Here is a 15,871-nt window from a genome sequence, read left to right as displayed (position 1 = left end):
TCAGGCGTAACGCCAGCCGTCGATCTCGACCATCAGTTCCTGGCGGCAGATGTCGCCGTGCAGCAGCAGCACCGGCACGCCGGGCAGGCGTTGTTGCAGGAAGTCGCGCACGAGCGGCGCGTCGGTGGGCTGGCGCACGTAAGCCTTCAGCGGCGACTGCGTGTCGAAACCCGCCGCCATGCCCGCGCTCTGCAGCAGCGTTTCCAGATTGGTCAGCGTTTCGCCGAGCTGGGCCAGCAGGTCGTCCTCGTGCGCAGAGGCGTGGCCGACCACGGCCGCAGTGCCCGAGATCGCCAGCGCATCGCCGGCCGGCAGCATCATGGCGCGGGCGAAGCTCGGCGGCGTGCGGCCGTATTGGCGCGGATAGCGCCAGGCGCTCACCTGGCGGGGATTTTCCACGCGCGAGCCAGCCTCGTCGCTGGCGAGCAGGTAGACCTGCAAGCGCGGCGCGGAGGCGTGATGCCCGATGGCCGTCGCCGCGGGGAAACCGTCGGCGAAGAACGCTCCCATGCCGGTGGCGCGTCCGTCGCAGAAGCGCTTGTAGCGTTCGGTGTCGCCTTCGCCCTGGTTGATGTCGCCGAGATAATTCCAGATACGCTGCACATGTCGCTCGCGGCGCGAGGCCAGAAGACGGCACAGCTGCCCATAGGCTTCGTGGGCGGTATCGCGCGGCCCGCCGTGGGTGCGCTCATCCAGCGTGATCGCCGCGAACAGCCAGCCGTCGCCCGCCGACCATTGCACGTCTCCCTCGCGTCCGTGCACGACAGCGCCATCGACCTGCCAGATCTCCACGGGCACCGGGGCGTCGATGCCCTCCAGGTCCACGCCCAGCCAGCGTGGATCGTCGCTGCCTAGGGCGCCGGCGCCGAAGCCGAAGACAGCCAGCGTGCCGGGTTCGGCCAAGACCGCCTCCGGGTCGGCATGGCGATAGGACACCTGGGGCGCGCGACGCAGCGCGGTCCTTGCGTTTTCACAACCCTGAACCATGGGAAACAAGCCGGGCAAACGGGGTCGCTATGTTACACTCGCCGGTCGCCGCCTCCGGGGGAGAGGCGCTTGAAAGGGTACGGAATCGGGCATGGCCGAGCAGAGCACCGCACAACACGAACTGGCCACTTTGATCGTGGAAAGCCTCAATCTGGAAACCGTGTCGGCCGACCAGATCGACCCTGATGCCCCCTTGTTCGGCGGCGATCTGGGCCTCGATTCCATCGATGCGCTGGAAATCGCGCTGGCCGTGTCCAAGCGCTACGGCTTCCAGCTCCGCTCGGACAACCCCGAGAACCGCCAGATCTTTTCCAGCCTGCGCACGCTGTCCGAGCATGTCGAACGGCACCGTGCCGTTTAACCGCCGTCGGGCATGATGTCATGGGCGTGCGGCACACTGATGCCATCGCCATGACGCCCAGCGCACAGGCCGAATCACGCATGTCCTCGATTCCCGCCACTCCATCGAAGTCCTCGTCGCGGCGCTGGCTGCCGCTGATGTTTGGCTACCCGGTGCTGGCGATGGCGGGCGTGATCACCCATCGCCAGGGCTTTTCGCTGGCTGCCTGCGCCTTGCTGCTCACCCTGCTGATGGGGCCGGCACTTGCCGCGCGCCGCATCGGGGCGTGGGTGCTCTGGACGCTCGTGCTGGCCGTGATGGGCTGGTTGTGGATGCGCGGCTTCGTAGGTCTGTTGCTGGAATGCGTGCCCATCGCCATCAACGTGCTGGTCGCCTCGCTGTTCGGGCGCAGTCTTCGCCACGGTTCGACGCCCCTGATCGCCCGCTTCATCGAAGCGGTGGAAGGTCCCGAGCGCTTGCAGGTACCGGGTCTGACGCACTATGCGCGCCGGCTGACCTGGTTCTGGACGCTGCTGACGGCGCTGCAGGCGGGGGTGCTCGCGGCGTTGGTGCTGTGCGCCGAGCCCGGTGGACTGCTCGCCTCGATCGGCATCGCCTCGCCGTTGCCGGTACGGTCTGACTGGGCGCAGTCCTATGTGCACATTGGCGGCTACGTGGTGATCGCCGCCGCGTTCCTGCTCGAGCACGTCTATCGCCGCTGGCACCTGCGTCACCTGACCCATCCGCGCCTGCACGAGCTGGTGCTGGGCATTGCCGCGCGCTGGCCGCAGCTGGTGCGCGGGCAGGATCCGGCGGCGCCATGAGCCACGCCACGTTCCATTGCGGATTCGTCGTGGCGAACGATCACCCCAGCCTGCCCGGCCACTTTCCCGGATCGCCGCTGGTGCCGGGCGTGATGCTGCTGGAGCAGGTCGCGCTGGCCCTGCACGCTTGGCGCGGCGAGCGCCTTGCGCGCGTGCAGGAAGCCAAGTTCGTGGCGCCGTTGTTGCCGGGTCAGCATGCGCAGGTCACGTTGACCGAGGCCCATGGCCGCGTGCGCTTCGAGATCCGCCGCGATGACGAACTGCTTGCGCGCGGTGCCGTCGAGGGCGCGGCATGAGCGAGCACTGGCAGAGTCGTCCCGAAGGCGGCGGGCGTTTCGCCATCTGGCTGATCCGCAGCATCGCCTTGCTCGGAGGGCGACCGCTGGCGCGCGCGCTGCTGTATCCGATCACGCTGTATTTCTACCTGCGCCGGCGCCCGGAACGGGAGGCTTCGCGTCACTTCCTCGATCGCGTGCTGGGCAAGCCGGCGAGCGCGTGGCAGGTGATGAAACACATCCACGCCTTTGCCGCGATCACGCTCGACCGCATCTTCCTGCTCGCTCACGGCGAGAAGCATTTCGACATTACCGTCGAAGGCCTCGATGCACTGGAATCCACCCTCGCGCAGGGAAGAGGCCTGCTGCTGATGGGCTCGCACCAGGGCAGCTTCGAGGCATTGCGTGCGCTCAGCTCGCGTCGTCCCGACATTCCGCTGCGCGTGGTGCTGGACAAGCAGAAGACGCCGGCGATGACCGAGCTGCTCGAAGCGCTCGCTCCCGACATCGGCGCCAATGTCATCGACGCTTCGCTTGGTGGCGCCTCCATCACGCTCGCCATGGCCGAGGCCTGCGGGAAAGGTGCGATGGTTGCATTGCTCGCCGATCGCGGACGCGAGCATGAAGTGCTGCGCCGCACGCCGTTCCTGGGTGAGCCGGCGCCATTCCCGGTCGGACCGTGGCTGCTTGCCCATTCGCTGCGCGTACCGGTGATGCTGTGCTTCGGCCTGTACGAAGGCGGCAATCGTTATCGCCTGGTCTTCGAACGCTTCGCGGATCCGGTGGAGATCCCGCGGCAGGATCGCACCCGGGCGCTGGACGCCTGGATAGCCCGCTATGCGGCGCGCGTGGAACACTACGTGCACGTGGCTCCCTACAACTGGTTCAACTTCTATGATTTCTGGCAGCAGGGGATGCCCTGACCTATTCGGCATGGATGGCATGACACCCAGAAAGCCCGCAGGGCATCCCTTGTGGCTACTGCTGTGCGGCCTGACGCTGTCGCTGTGCGCGAACGCGTCGGCGCCTGAGGACGCGGCCACGGCACGCGCGCTGGTGGCGTCGCTGGGCCGCCCGGCGCCGGCGCGCACGCCCTTCGCCGAAGCACGCTTCATGAAGATGCTGGACCAGCCGCTGGTGGTGTCCGGCGAACTGGCATGGCTGGGTGGCGATCGCCTGGAGCGTCGCGTCGAACACCCGAACCCGGAAGTCTCGACCATCGCCGACGGCGAGGTGAGCCAGCAACGCGAAGGGCGCGAGCCGCGTCGCTTCTCGCTCAAGCGCGCGCCGCAGCTGCAGATCCTGCTCGACAGCTTCGTGGCGATGCTGGGCGGCGATGCCACGCGTCTGGAGCAGGCGTTCGCCATCCAGTACAGCAGCATCGACGAGCGACGCTGGACGCTCACGCTCACGCCACGCGATCCCAAGCTCGTACGCACCGTCAGTCGCATCGACATCGATGGCGCCGGCAACGAACCGCATTGCATGCGCATGCAGGAAGCCGATGGCGATCTCGCGGTCGATCTGCTGGGCCAGCTGGCCACGAAGATGCCGGCAGTGCCGACGCGCGACGCGCTTGTCGCCCTCTGCCGGGGCGGCTGAGCATGCGGCCTGGCGGTCGATGGGTCCTGCTGGCGACGTGGCTGGTGGTGCTTGCCGCCCTTGGCGTATGCGTCGCGCAAGGCTTGCGCGTCAGCACCGACCTGCGCAGCTTCATGCCTGCGCCGACCACCCCAGACCAGCGGCTGCTGATGGAGCAGGTGGGCGAAGGGCCGGGTTCGCGCTTGCTGCTGCTGGCCATCGCCGGTAAGCCGGATGAACAGCTGGCGGCGCTTAGCCAGCAGCTTGCCGCGTCGCTGCGCAAGGACGAGCGCTACAGCCAGGTGCTCAATGGCAGCTTCGACATCGCCGCGCTCGATGAGCAGCTGCTGCCGTATCGCTATCTGCTGTCGCCGACGCTCGACACGCATGCGATGGATGCGCCGTTCCTGCGCGACGAACTCGAACAGCGGCTGGAAGATCTGTCCTCACCGGCCGCGGCCCTGCTCAAGGGTCTGTTGCCGCGCGATCCCACGCTCGAAGTGCTCAAGCTTGCCGAGCGCTGGACGCCGCCGAAGTCGCCCGACGTACGCGAAGGCGTCTGGTTCTCGTCGCAAAACGAAGCCTTGTTGCTGGTGCAGACGCGCGCCGCCGGTTTCGATCCGGATGCGCAGGCGATCGCGATCGACGGCATCCACAAGGCCTTCGATGCGTCGCCGGGACACGCAGGCGCGACGCTCAAGGTCAGCGGACCGGGCTATTTCAGCGTGGTGGCCAATGCGCAGACACGCGGTCAGGCGGAATGGATCGGCCGCATATCCACGATGGGTTTCATCGTGTTGCTGCTGCTTGCCTACCGCAGCATCGGCTCGCTGCTGTTGTCGGCCTTGCCGATCGCCAGTGCGGCGCTCGCGGGCATCGCAGCGTTGATCGTGCTGTTTCCGCAGGTGCACGGCATCACGCTCGCGTTTGGCTTCACCCTGCTTGGTGTGGCGCAGGAGTACCCGATCCGCGTGCTCAGCCACCGGCGCGCCGGTGAAAACGCGCTGCAAAGCGTGCGCGACCTGTGGCCGCTGCTGCTCACTGCGATCGCATCGGCCTGCATTGCCTATCTCGCTTTCTACGCATCCGGCGTCAACGGCCTCAAGCAGCTGGCGGTGTTCACCATCACCGGCCTGCTGGTGGCCGGGTTCAGCACGCGCTATCTGCTGCCACACCTGCTGCCGGTGCGCGTGCACGACGTGGCAGGCATGGGCTGGCTGGTGCGCGCGCGGCGTTGGGTGGATGCGTTGCCGCGCCCGCGCTGGGTTCCCCTGCTGGTGGCGCTCGCCACGGTGCTGATGCTGCTGTTCGCGCGAGGCGCGTTCTGGCAAAACGACCTGTCTGCACTGACGCCGCTGCCACAGGATCTGCTGCGCGAAGACGCGCGTCTGCGCGAAGCGTTGGGCGCGCCCGACGTCCGCTATCTGCTGGTGCTCGAGGCGCAGGATGAACAAGGCGTGCTCGCCTTGTCCGAACGATTGCAACCCATGGCGGAGGCATTGGTCGCCAAGCACGCGGTCGATGCCATCGAGTTGCCCTCGCGCTACCTGCCCAGCGAAGCCGTGCAGCGCACGCGCCAGCAGCGCTTGCCGGATCGCGCGACGCTCGAGCGCGCGCTGGCGGAAGCCGAACAGGGCATGCCGTTCCAGCCGGGCTTGTTCGTGCCATTCATCGATGACGTGCAGAAGGCACGCGGCCTGCCACTGCTGACGGAGGAGCGCTTCGCCGCGTCCCCGCTGGGCCAGCGCGTTGCGGCGATGCTGATGTCGCGTGGCGATCATTGGGTGGGGCTGGGCACGCTCAGCGGCGTGCATGACGTGACGGCACTGCAGGCGCTGCCGCAGGGCAGCCATGGCGCTGTCCGCCTGCTCGATCTCAAGGAAACCGCGGAGTCGATGGTGGTGTCCTATCGCACGCGCATCCTGCATGCATTGCTCGCGGCGACCGTGCTGCTCGTGATCGCGATCACCGTGGCGTTGCGAAGTCTTCGCCGCGCTTGGCACGTGCTGGCGCCGATGACGCTGGCGACCTTCCTGGTGCTGGCGGTGGAGCGAGTGGCGGGCGTGGAGATTTCGCTGTTCCATCTGGTGGCCTTGATACTCGCGGCCGGCCTGGGTTTGCACTACGCCTTGTTCTTCGAGCGCGATACCGGTGATGCCGCCGAACAGCGGCGCACGCTGCACGCCACGCTGGTATGCGTGCTGTCCGCCCTGCTGGTGTTCGGCATGCTGGCCTGGAGCTCCATCCCGGTCTTGCGCGCGATCGGCCTTACGGTGAGCCTTGGCGTCGCCTTCCATTTCTGTCTTTCGATCCTGATGGCCCCGCATGCTCGCCAAGACTGACTGGGCGCATCTCATCCCGCACCAGGGCGCGATGTGCCTGCTCGATGCCGTGCTCGCATGGGACGACGCGACCATTCATGCGGCGAGCGAAAGCCACGCGCACGCCGATCATCCGCTGCGTGGCGAGCAGGGGCTCCACGCGGTGCACCTGGCCGAATATGGCGCCCAGGCAATGGCCGTCCACGGCGCGCTGAGGGCGCGTGGGCACGGTATCGTCGAGGCACGACCGGGCAGGCTGGTGAGCCTGCGCGACGTGGCGCTCACCGTGGAATATGTCGATGCCACCGACGGCCGTCTGGACGTCCATGCCGAATGCCTGTACGCCGACGAGGCCGGGGCGCAGTATGCGTTTCGCGTGGAGCAGCGCGGTCGACTGTTGGCATCCGGTCGCGCGGCGGTCATTCATCCCGTTTCCTGATGGCGAGGTTCTCCATGTCGCAGGTCCACGCTTCCCGACGCGCCCTGGTCACCGGTGGCAGCGGCGATCTAGGCGGAGCCATCTGCCGCGCGCTGGCGCTGGGCGGCTACCACGTGATCGTCCACGCGAACGCGTCGCTGGCGCGTGCCGATGATGTGGCTGCGGCCATTCGCGATGCGGGCGGCAGCGCGCAGTCCGTCGCCTTCGATGTCACCCACGCCGACGCCACGCGCCAGGCGATCGATGCATTGCTGGGCGAGGGCACGATCCATGCCGTGGTCAACAACGCGGGCGTGCACGCCGATGGGCCTATGGCGGGTCTCTCGGAGGAAGCGTGGCGCCGCGTCATCGACGTGTCGCTGCACGGCTTCTTCCACGTCACCCAGCCGCTGCTGTTGCCGATGGCGCGTGCGCGTTTCGGCCGCATCGTGTCGGTGAGTTCGGTGGCGGCCCAGCTGGGCAATCGCGGGCAGGCGAACTATGCGGCGGCGAAGTCGGCTCTGCACGGCGCTACGCGGTCGCTCGCGCGCGAGATGGCCTCGCGTGGCATCACGGCGAATGTAGTGGCGCCCGGCGTCATCGAAGGACGCATGATCGGCGACGAGTTCCCGCCTGAGCGCATCCGCGAGATCGTCCCCGCGCAGCGCGCCGGCAAGCCGGACGAAGTGGCGGCGCTGGTGGCGTTCCTGTGTTCGGATGCGGCGGGTTACATCAACGGCCAGGTCATCGGCGTCAACGGCGGCATGGCGTGAAGCGATCGCCGAAGCCGCGCGCGGGTGCCGCTGGCTAGCCCGTCACCGCCGCATCGAACACGATCGGCTGCGACGCGCGCGAACGGCGATAGCTTGCCATGACGTCGCCATGGCGGATCACCTGCCCGACCGTGTAGAGGGTGATGCGCGTGACGTCGCGCACCGGGCTGAAGTGGCTGATCCGAAACTCGCCCTGGTAGCGCGAGGCGATCGGCACCGACACGACGTCCAGGCCGCGTTCGCGCGTGGCCGCGATGAGGATGGCCGCCTCGAACACGAAGTTTTCCGCTGGAAGGTCGACCAGGTCGAGCGCGGCGCGCGGATACCAGCGCTGGCCGCTTTGCGTATCGGCGACGGGCTGTGCGCAGGCCCAGGAGATGCCCCAGTCGGCGACTGCGTTGGCGCGACGGCGTCCCTTCGGCTGCTGTTCGCGATCGATCAGGCGCGCCCCGATCACGATGTGGTTCGGATACCGCTTGGCGGCGGCCACGATGCGCGGAATATCGCTGGCGAGGTGCTGTCCGTCGCCATCCATGGTGAGCACCGCGTCGAAGCCCTGCCGCAGCGCTTCGCGGAAGCCGCTGCGCAATGCCTCGCCCTTGCCGCTGCGTTGCCGGTGGCGCAGCAGCGTCACCGGCAGCGCGCCCACGATGTCGGGCGTGCGGTCGTCGGAACCGTCGTCCACCACGATGATCGGCACGCCCAGTTCCAACACCGATTGCACGACCGCGCCGATCGCCGCCTCCTCGTTGAGGCAGGGAATCAGCACGCACCAACGGACATCGGATGTGTTCAAGCAGCGGTCTCCATGACAACGCGCAAGGCCAACGTTTCGGCGGCGGCCAACGTGCACTCGCCGTCGCCACGAGCCAGATTCTGCATCAGCGGCCATGCCGCCGAGGCCATCGGGTTGGCTTCCTGCCAGGCGCCGGTGCGCGGCGCGGGATGCAACATCGGGCCGGCATGCGGCTCGAGCATCAGGTCCAGCCGCACGAGGCTGCGTTCGCTCGACTGAGGCGACAGCACCAGCGCGCATCCGAAGGACAGCTGCGAGCCGCTCATTTCGCCCAGCGGCCCATGGCCGGCGATGTCGCTGCACACCAGCAGTACCGGCTGTTGCTCGGTGATGCACAGCGTGGCCGCTTCCACCAGGCCGGCGCCGAAGCTCGCGTGGCCCGCGCTGATCGCGTTCGAGGGCGCATGGCAGCCGGTGGCGATGGTCCAGTAGCCGGCAGGCGCGTTGTGCACCGAGTTGTGGAAGCGCGTGGGCGAGAGCTCGGTCGGCGCCTGGGCGAGGGTCGTACACATGTAGTCGGAGATCAGCTGGTCGCCGTAGGCCGAGCTGAAGACACACGCCAGCTCGGCGGCCCCGCGGCCGCTCATCGCCACCGCCTGGCCCGCCACTTCCACCGCCAGCAACACGCTCTCGGGAGCACGCCGGCGCTCGTTGGCAGGCAGGGTGGACGCGGCCGGTCGCGCAGCTGGTGGGGTCACCGGCTCGCCGCGCTCCTGCGCCTTCAGCGCGGCAAAGTCGGCCAGCGACGCCGACCACAGACCGATCCCTTCCACATGCACCTGTAGCGCACTCATGCGGGCGCTCTCCCGAAGACCAGGCAAGCATTGTTGCCGCCGAAGCCGAACGAGTTGCTGACGGCGACGTCAACGCTGCGTTGCTCCACTTCCCAGGCGAACTGGGGCCCGCAGGCGGCATCAGGCGTGGTGCAGCCGAGGTTGGCCGGAACCAGCCCGTGTTCGATCGCCTGCAGTGCGAATGCCGCCTCCAGGATGCCGGCGGCACCGAGCGTGTGACCGGTGAAGCCCTTGGTGGAGCTTGCTCGCGTGGTGGTGGGAAACGAACGCGTGACCAGCGCTGCTTCCACTTCGTCGTTCTTGAGGCTGGCCGTGCCGTGCAGGTTGATGTAGTCGACCTGGTCGGCGTGCAGGTTGGCGCGGGCCAGCGCATCGCGCAGCGCCAGCTCCGCGCCGAGGCCTTCGGGGTGCGGCGTGGACATGTGGTGCGCGTCGCTGGATTCGCCATAGCCGAGCAGCCGGGGCGCGTGCGGCGCCATGCCAGTGCGCTCGAGCAAGGCAAAGCCCGCCGCCTCGCCGATGGAGATGCCGCGGCGGGCCTGGTCGAACGGGCGGCAGGGATCGGGTGACACCAGCTCCAGCGCGTTGAAGCCAAACAGCACGCTGTCGCACAAGGTGTCCACGCCGCCGACCACGGCCGCGTCCACGAGCCCGAGCCGGATCAGCCGCTCGGCGCTGGCGAACACCTTCGCGCTCGACGAGCAGGCAGTGGAGACGGTGAGGCATGGCCCTTCCAGGCCCAACGCTTCAGCGACGAAACCGGCGAGCGAGTGGGGTGCGTGGATCAGCGGACGGCGCAGGTCCGGCGGCATGTGACCGTCGTCGTCGAGGCGCCGATAGGCTTCCTCGGTGGCGCCGATGCTGGCGGTGGACGTGCCCAGCACCAGCGCGACGCGCGCGGCGCCATAGCGTTGGCGGATGTCCAGCGCGCGTTCGAGGAAGCCGTCCTGCCGCAGCCCCAGCCAGGCCAGGCGGTTGTTGCGGCATTCCCATACGGCGTGGGCGGCAGGCAGCGCGGCGTCCTCGACGCCCTCGACACGGCCGATCCAGCACGCCAGGGGCGCGCTGCTGAAATCGTTGGGGCGCAGGCCGCCGCGGGTGGCTGACAGGGCGGCGACATGGCTTTCTAGACCGTGGCCGAGCGCCGAAGTGGCCGTGTAGGCGCTGACGGCCAGGGGTTGAATCGGTACTGGCATCACGCCAGCCTAACCAGCCCCCGGCGCATTGCCTAGCCCGCCCCGGGAATGGTCGAAGCGGCGTTCATCTTGCCCATGGAGCGGATTGCGCAGGAAGAGTCCGCTGCGCACACTTCCCTTACCCGCCTGCCCTCGCCACCCTGCCCTTCGTGTCCTCGGTTGCTCCGCTCAAACGTGGTCCCTGGCGCTATCTGAGCGATGGCGACGTGTTGCATGCGGCTGTGGTCGTGCTGGTGGCTCTGGTGCTGAGCCTGGGCCTGGTCTGGGTCGGCTATCTGGTGCACGTGTGGCACGTGGCGGCGCGCAGCCCGCTGACCCTGACGCGACCGATGACGGTGCTCGTGTTTGGCCGCCGGCTGGTGCGTGACCAACCCGAAACGGACTACCAGCTGCGCCTTGGGCGGGCGCTGGCCTTGATGCGCGCGGACCTGACCGACCACGTGCTGCTGCTGGGTGGTCGCAGTGGCGGCAGCATCAGCGAAGCGGCGGCGGGCAGGGCATGGCTGGCCGATCGCGAGCTGCCTCCCGGCATCGTCCTGCAGCTGGAGCAGGCCTCCATCGATTCGCTGGAAAACCTGCGCCACGCGCGCAGCCTGCTGCAGGAAGACGGACCCGTGCTGCGCGTACTGCCACCGGTGGCGCTGGTGAGCAGCCGCTATCACCTGGCGCGCTGCCAGCTGCTGGCGCGCCGGCTGGGATTCGACAGCGTAGTGGTCGCGGCCGAACCGGCGCTCGAACTCGATCGTCGTTACCTAGTCCGGCTACTCACCGAGTCCGGCTACCTGATGTGGATCGACATCGGCGTGCGCTGGGCAAGGCTGATCGGCCACCAGCGCATGGCCCGACGCATCAGCTGATACGCCTCCCCGTAGGAGCGCACCCGGTGCGCGACCGCAGCACACAACCCGCCTCTTCCCACGCTTGTCGCGCACAGGGTGCGCTCCCACAAGGAAAACCCGTCCCGGGCGCACGCAAGACCCACTACAACGGTGAACTCCCGAAGTGACAGCGTCCTCCGTTGTAGGAGCGCACCCAGTGAGCGGCCGCGACGCACAACCCGCCTCTCCGCGCGCTTGTCGCGCAAAGGGTGCGCTCCCACAAGGAAAATCGGTCCCGCGCGCACGCAAGACCCACTACAACGGTGAATTCCCGAAGTGACAGCGTCCTCCGTTGTAGGAGCTCACCCAGTGAGCGACCGCGGCGCACAACCCGCCTCTCCGCGCGCTTGTCGCGCAAAGGGTGCGCTCCCACAAGGAAAATCGGTCCCGGGCGCACGCAAAACCCACTACAACGAAGGACTTCCCAACTGACAGCGCCTCCATTGTAGGAGCGCACCCAATGCGCGACCGCAGCACGCAACCCTCCTCCGCGCACGCTCGTCGCGCACCGCGTTCGCTCCCACAACAAAAATCGGCACGGCACAGTCAAAAAACCGCAAACAGAGCCCCTGCGCGACTCCTCGCCGCACAGCCATGCGTTCCATGCTTGCTAAGCTTGCAGCTCTCGATCGAGCACGAGTGACGTGATGAGCCAGCAAGCCGACCAAGCCGAAACCTTCCTGCGCGAACTGCAGGATCGCATCTGCGCCGCCATCGAACAGCTCGACGGCAAGGCGCGTTTCGAGGAAGACGCCTGGACGCGTCCGGCCGGCGGTGGCGGGCGCACGCGCGTGCTGCGCGACGGCGCGATCTTCGAGCAGGCCGGCGTGAATTTCTCGCGCGTCCACGGCCACCAGTTGCCGCCCAGCGCCACGGCACATCGCCCCGATCTTGCGGGTGGCAGCTTCGTCGCCACCGGCGTGTCGCTGGTGCTGCATCCACGCAACCCGCACGTGCCCACCACGCACGCCAACGTGCGCTACTTCGAAGCGAGCAAGGAAGGCGTCGAGCCGGTGTGGTGGTTCGGCGGCGGTTTCGACCTCACGCCGTTCTATCCGCACGACGAGGACGTCGTGCACTGGCACACGGTCGCGCGCGATCTGTGCAAGCCTTACGGCGAGGAGGTCTATCCACGCTACAAGCAGTGGTGCGACGAATATTTCTACCTCAAGCACCGCAGCGAAACGCGCGGTGTCGGCGGCCTGTTCTACGACGATCTCAACGAAGGCGGCTTCGAGCGCTGCTTCGCCTTCACGCGCGACGTCGGCCAGGGCTTCCTCGACGCGTATGTGCCCATCGTCGAGCGCCGCAAGGCCGAGGCGTACGGGGAGCGCGAACGCGAGTTCCAGCTCTATCGCCGCGGGCGCTACGTGGAATTCAATCTGGTCTACGACCGCGGCACGCTGTTCGGCCTGCAGTCGGGCGGACGCACCGAATCGATCCTGATGAGCCTGCCGCCGCGCGTGCGCTTCGAGTATGCCTACCAGCCCGAAGCCGGATCGGCCGAGGCCAGGCTCAACGACTACCTCAAGCCGCGCGACTGGGTGTAACGCCCCGTCGCGTGGCTCGCCTTCCCAGCGGAAGCTGGAGCCCGGCGACCCTGGGGGATGAAGCCGCAGGACGCCAGTCTTCGCTGGAAAGTCGAATCAGCCGCGAAACTCAGTTCGTCGGCACGTCACCGCTGAACTTCACCGGCGTCGCGCCCTTCACCGGGCCGATCTGCGCGGTATCGCTCACCTGCAGCACCACCTCGCGGCGGAACTCCAGCGTGCCCTGCACCACGGCGTGGGGGCCGATCACCACGTGCGGCAGGCGGCTGTTGGTGCTGAAGTTGAACCAGCCGCCCGGCTTGTCGACCAGGATGCCGCCTTCCACGTGCGAGTTGGCGCCGACGATGATGTCGCCGCTCACCGTGGAGATGCCGCCGCCCACATGTGCCGCATCGAGATTGATGCCGCCGTTGACCGTGCCGGCCTTGCCGGCCACGTCCGCACCCTTGCCGAGATGGATACCGCCATTGGTGGTGGTCACGGCACCGCTCACGCGGCTCGCCGCACCGATGGTGATGGCGCCATTGACGGTGTCCGCTGCCGTAGCCTGCACGTGTTCGCCCAGCTCCACCGAGCCATTGACGGTGCTGGTCTTCTGCACGACGGCATTGTCGCCGACATGCACGGAGCCATTTACCGTACTCACGTTGCCGGCATGCTGGCCGGCCTCGACGCGGGCAGCGCCATTGACCTTGTCGATATCGTTGTCCGCGGCTTGCGCGACCAGGGGCAGCGCGAGGGCAAGGGCGAGGGCTAGCAGTTGGCGATGCATGACGAACTCCATGAGGGTATTGACCCCTCTAGGATGCGCCAGCACCGCACCGGGTTTAGCATGACCTTCGACAGGGGCGGCCGATTTGACGAGCCCGGGGCGCGGCCTCACCATGCCAGGTTTCTCGCCGCGAATACCCGCCATGTACAAGCTCGTACTCATCCGTCACGGCCAGTCCCAGTGGAACCTCGACAACCGCTTCAGCGGTTGGGCCGACGTGGACCTCACCGAACAGGGCATGGCGGAAGCCGCCGAGGCGGGCCGGCTGCTCAAGGCCGAAGGCTACGCGTTCGACATCGCCCACACCTCCGTGCTCAAGCGCGCCGTGCGCACGCTGTGGGGCGTACTGGATGCGATGGACCAGATGTGGCTTCCCGTCGTCACCGACTGGCGCCTCAACGAGCGCCACTACGGTGGCCTCACGGGCCTCAACAAGGCGGAAACCGCGGCCAAGTACGGCGAGGATCAGGTCAAGGTCTGGCGCCGCAGCTACGACATCCCGCCGCCGCCGCTCGATCGCGCCAGCAACGAATCGGTGCACGACCCGCGTTACGCGAATCTCGACCCGTCGGTGATTCCGGACACCGAATGCCTGAAGGACACGGTCGACCGCGTGCTGCCCTACTGGCATGACGTGCTGGCGCCGGCGGTGGGATCCGGCCAGCGCGTGGTCGTCGCGGCGCACGGCAATTCGCTGCGTGCGCTGGTGAAGTACCTCGACAACATCTCCGACGAGGAAATCGTCGAGCTCAACATCCCCAACGGCGTACCGCTGGTGTACGAGTTCGATGCCAACCTCAAGCCGATCCGCCACTACTATCTTGGCGATGCCGACGCCATCGCCGCGAAGATGGCCGCCGTGGCCAATCAGGGCAAGGCAAAGTAGGCCGGAAGACGCCGTCGCGGGTGACAGCCGTCATCCGCGATGGTTGCGTGACGTCAGTCGTCGCCACCGGACCGAGCCGATAAGCTCACGGCATCCCAAACCAGAGACGCCGGCATGACCCCGAACATGATCTACGCGCTGCTGATCCCGTTGATGGCCTTCGGCATCTGGCGTCGCGTGCGCGGAAGCTTCGGTCGGCAGCCGGTACGCCGCACCCGGATGATCGCGCGCATTGCGTTCCTCAGCCTGATCGGCGGACTGATCGTGCTGGGCGGCCTGCACAACCCCCGCTTGCTGGAAGGCCTGTTCGGTGGCGCGCTGCTCGGCGCAGCACTGGGCACGATCGGCCTGCGCCTGACACGCTTCGAACGCGATGGCAGCGGCAACGACCTCTACATCCCGAACGCCTGGATCGGCGGCATCCTCACCGTGCTGCTGGTGGGACGCCTGGCGTGGCGATTCCTGGTCGTCATGCCGCAGTTGCAGGATCCAGCCATGGCGCATTCGGCGCCCGCCTTCGGAAACAGTCCGCTGACGCTGGCGATCTTCGGCCTCGTCATCGGCTACTACGTCTGCTACTTCACCGGCCTGCTGGTTCACCACCGACGCTTCGAGCGGGCGCAGGCCGCGGCGTAAGACGGTTCAGAGCGCGTCGCTGTCCAGCTCGCCGGTGCGGATGCGGATCACCTGCTCGAGCGGCGTGACGAAGATCTTGCCGTCGCCGATCTTGCCGGTCCGCGCCGATTGCTGGATGGCTTCCACCACGCGATCCAGCTGCTCGTCGCCCACGGCGACCTCCAGCTTGATCTTGGGCAGGAAGTCGACCACGTACTCGGCCCCGCGGTACAGCTCGGTGTGGCCCTTCTGACGGCCGAAACCCTTTACCTCGGTCACGGTGATGCCCTGGACGCCCACCTCGGCCAGCGCCTCGCGGACATCGTCGAGCTTGAACGGCTTGATGATCGCTACCACCAGCTTCATGGGTCTTCCTCGAAATCGTGGGTTGTCCGGCAGGTGCCGAGACGTGGCATTTTGCCTGCCCGCCCCTATCGCTGTCGCCTGGGTGGGTGTCGTGTAGGACAATGCCTACAGATTGAAGTGGAGCAGGCCGATGGTGGCGTTTAAAGACATGAATCTACACTTACCTCCGACAAGTTCGAGGTGCTATCCATGATGGATAGGCAGGACATCGATCAACTTGCCCAGCGTCTAGTTTCGTTGGTTCCAACAGGATTGGCCCAGGCGCACCAGGATCTGCGCACCAACTTTGGCGATGTCCTGGCGCAGGGATTGCGCCGCCTCGACCTGGTCACCCGCGAGGAGTTTGAAGTCCAGACACAGCTTTTGGCCCGTACGCGCGCCAAGGTCGAGGCTCTGGAAAAGCGAATCGCAGAACTCGAGGCCAGTGCTGCCACCTGACGGGGCGTAGCGCGGCCCACGTCCCGGGAGCCGCCCCCGATCTGTCACCCTCACCCCGAGA

The 15,871-nt window shown here is 67.4% G+C and carries 19 protein-coding genes; 13 read left to right on the top strand and 6 right to left on the bottom strand.

Annotated features, from left to right (window positions below):
- Complete coding sequence (locus CA260_RS19835; RefSeq protein ID WP_111984795.1) at positions 1–987, bottom strand: pteridine-dependent deoxygenase; 987 nt, start codon at positions 985–987, stop codon at positions 1–3.
- Positions 988–1,078: 91 nt separating this feature from the next.
- On the opposite strand from CA260_RS19835, the gene CA260_RS19830 reads away from it, so the two are divergent.
- The 8 genes from CA260_RS19830 to fabG are packed head-to-tail and all read left to right on the top strand — an operon-like array spanning position 1,079 to position 7,519.
- Entirely contained in the window at positions 1,079–1,348 is a 270-nt protein-coding gene (locus tag CA260_RS19830; RefSeq protein WP_111984794.1) for a phosphopantetheine-binding protein, read from the top strand.
- Between the two features lie 26 nt (positions 1,349–1,374).
- A complete protein-coding gene (locus CA260_RS19825) occupies positions 1,375–2,151 on the top strand; it encodes a xanthomonadin biosynthesis protein (protein ID WP_238149852.1) in 777 nt (258 codons plus the stop codon).
- Positions 2,148–2,447, top strand: coding sequence for a hydroxymyristoyl-ACP dehydratase (locus CA260_RS19820; RefSeq protein WP_111984793.1), 300 nt, complete (start codon positions 2,148–2,150; stop codon positions 2,445–2,447). Before CA260_RS19825 ends, CA260_RS19820 begins: the two co-directional genes overlap by 4 nt.
- Entirely contained in the window at positions 2,444–3,349 is a 906-nt protein-coding gene (locus tag CA260_RS19815) for an acyltransferase (RefSeq protein ID WP_111984792.1), read from the top strand. The genes CA260_RS19820 and CA260_RS19815 overlap by 4 nt, the downstream gene beginning before the upstream one ends.
- A 19-nt stretch (positions 3,350–3,368) precedes the next feature.
- Positions 3,369–4,028: a LolA-related protein gene (locus tag CA260_RS19810; protein ID WP_111984871.1), complete on the top strand. Its 660-nt coding sequence runs from the start codon at positions 3,369–3,371 to the stop codon at positions 4,026–4,028.
- Positions 4,029–4,030: 2 nt separating this feature from the next.
- Positions 4,031–6,349 (top strand): MMPL family transporter, encoded by a 2,319-nt coding sequence (locus CA260_RS19805; RefSeq protein WP_172461934.1) that lies wholly within the window; start codon positions 4,031–4,033, stop codon positions 6,347–6,349.
- On the top strand, positions 6,333–6,767 hold the full coding sequence (locus CA260_RS19800) for a phosphotransferase (RefSeq protein WP_111984791.1): 435 nt from the start codon (positions 6,333–6,335) through the stop codon (positions 6,765–6,767). The genes CA260_RS19805 and CA260_RS19800 overlap by 17 nt, the downstream gene beginning before the upstream one ends.
- A gap of 14 nt (positions 6,768–6,781) precedes the next feature.
- Positions 6,782–7,519: a 3-oxoacyl-ACP reductase FabG gene (gene fabG / locus CA260_RS19795; RefSeq protein WP_111984790.1), complete on the top strand. Its 738-nt coding sequence runs from the start codon at positions 6,782–6,784 to the stop codon at positions 7,517–7,519.
- A gap of 34 nt (positions 7,520–7,553) precedes the next feature.
- Here fabG and CA260_RS19790 read toward each other — a convergent pair whose 3' ends face one another.
- Genes CA260_RS19790 through CA260_RS19780 form a run of 3 tightly spaced genes read right to left on the bottom strand, consistent with a single transcriptional unit; the run spans position 7,554 to position 10,305 of the window.
- Entirely contained in the window at positions 7,554–8,315 is a 762-nt protein-coding gene (locus tag CA260_RS19790; RefSeq protein WP_111984789.1) for a glycosyltransferase family 2 protein, read from the bottom strand.
- Complete coding sequence (locus CA260_RS19785) at positions 8,312–9,109, bottom strand: beta-ketoacyl synthase chain length factor (protein ID WP_111984788.1); 798 nt, start codon at positions 9,107–9,109, stop codon at positions 8,312–8,314. Before CA260_RS19785 ends, CA260_RS19790 begins: the two co-directional genes overlap by 4 nt.
- On the bottom strand, positions 9,106–10,305 hold the full coding sequence (locus CA260_RS19780; protein WP_172461933.1) for a beta-ketoacyl-[acyl-carrier-protein] synthase family protein: 1,200 nt from the start codon (positions 10,303–10,305) through the stop codon (positions 9,106–9,108). Before CA260_RS19780 ends, CA260_RS19785 begins: the two co-directional genes overlap by 4 nt.
- Positions 10,306–10,511: 206 nt before the next feature.
- Between CA260_RS19780 and CA260_RS19775 the strand changes: the two genes are divergently transcribed.
- The gene (locus CA260_RS19775) at positions 10,512–11,162 is read left to right on the top strand and encodes a YdcF family protein (RefSeq protein WP_111984868.1); all 651 of its coding nucleotides are present in this window, start codon (positions 10,512–10,514) and stop codon (positions 11,160–11,162) included.
- Between the two features lie 668 nt (positions 11,163–11,830).
- Positions 11,831–12,733 (top strand): oxygen-dependent coproporphyrinogen oxidase, encoded by a 903-nt coding sequence (hemF, locus tag CA260_RS19770; protein ID WP_111984787.1) that lies wholly within the window; start codon positions 11,831–11,833, stop codon positions 12,731–12,733.
- 109 nt (positions 12,734–12,842) lie between these two features.
- Here hemF and CA260_RS19765 read toward each other — a convergent pair whose 3' ends face one another.
- Positions 12,843–13,505: a hypothetical protein gene (locus CA260_RS19765; RefSeq protein WP_111984867.1), complete on the bottom strand. Its 663-nt coding sequence runs from the start codon at positions 13,503–13,505 to the stop codon at positions 12,843–12,845.
- A gap of 142 nt (positions 13,506–13,647) precedes the next feature.
- On the opposite strand from CA260_RS19765, the gene gpmA reads away from it, so the two are divergent.
- Positions 13,648–14,391, top strand: coding sequence for a 2,3-diphosphoglycerate-dependent phosphoglycerate mutase (gene gpmA, locus CA260_RS19760; protein WP_111984786.1), 744 nt, complete (start codon positions 13,648–13,650; stop codon positions 14,389–14,391).
- 114 nt (positions 14,392–14,505) lie between these two features.
- Positions 14,506–15,027: a DUF1453 domain-containing protein gene (locus CA260_RS19755; protein ID WP_111984785.1), complete on the top strand. Its 522-nt coding sequence runs from the start codon at positions 14,506–14,508 to the stop codon at positions 15,025–15,027.
- Positions 15,028–15,033: 6 nt separating this feature from the next.
- Here the strand turns inward: CA260_RS19755 and glnK are convergent, their stop codons facing one another.
- Positions 15,034–15,372 carry a P-II family nitrogen regulator gene (gene glnK, locus CA260_RS19750; RefSeq protein WP_111984784.1) on the bottom strand — a complete coding sequence of 113 codons (339 nt, stop codon included), beginning with the start codon at positions 15,370–15,372 and terminating at the stop codon, positions 15,034–15,036.
- 189 nt (positions 15,373–15,561) lie between these two features.
- On the opposite strand from glnK, the gene CA260_RS19745 reads away from it, so the two are divergent.
- Entirely contained in the window at positions 15,562–15,810 is a 249-nt protein-coding gene (locus tag CA260_RS19745; protein ID WP_038624911.1) for an accessory factor UbiK family protein, read from the top strand.
- Positions 15,811–15,871: the final 61 nt, after the last annotated feature.

The sequence above is a fragment of the Dyella jiangningensis genome (assembly GCF_003264855.1).
GTDB classification, from domain to species: Bacteria; Pseudomonadota; Gammaproteobacteria; order Xanthomonadales; family Rhodanobacteraceae; genus Dyella; species Dyella jiangningensis_C.
This window is presented reverse-complemented; position numbering and strand designations above follow the sequence as displayed.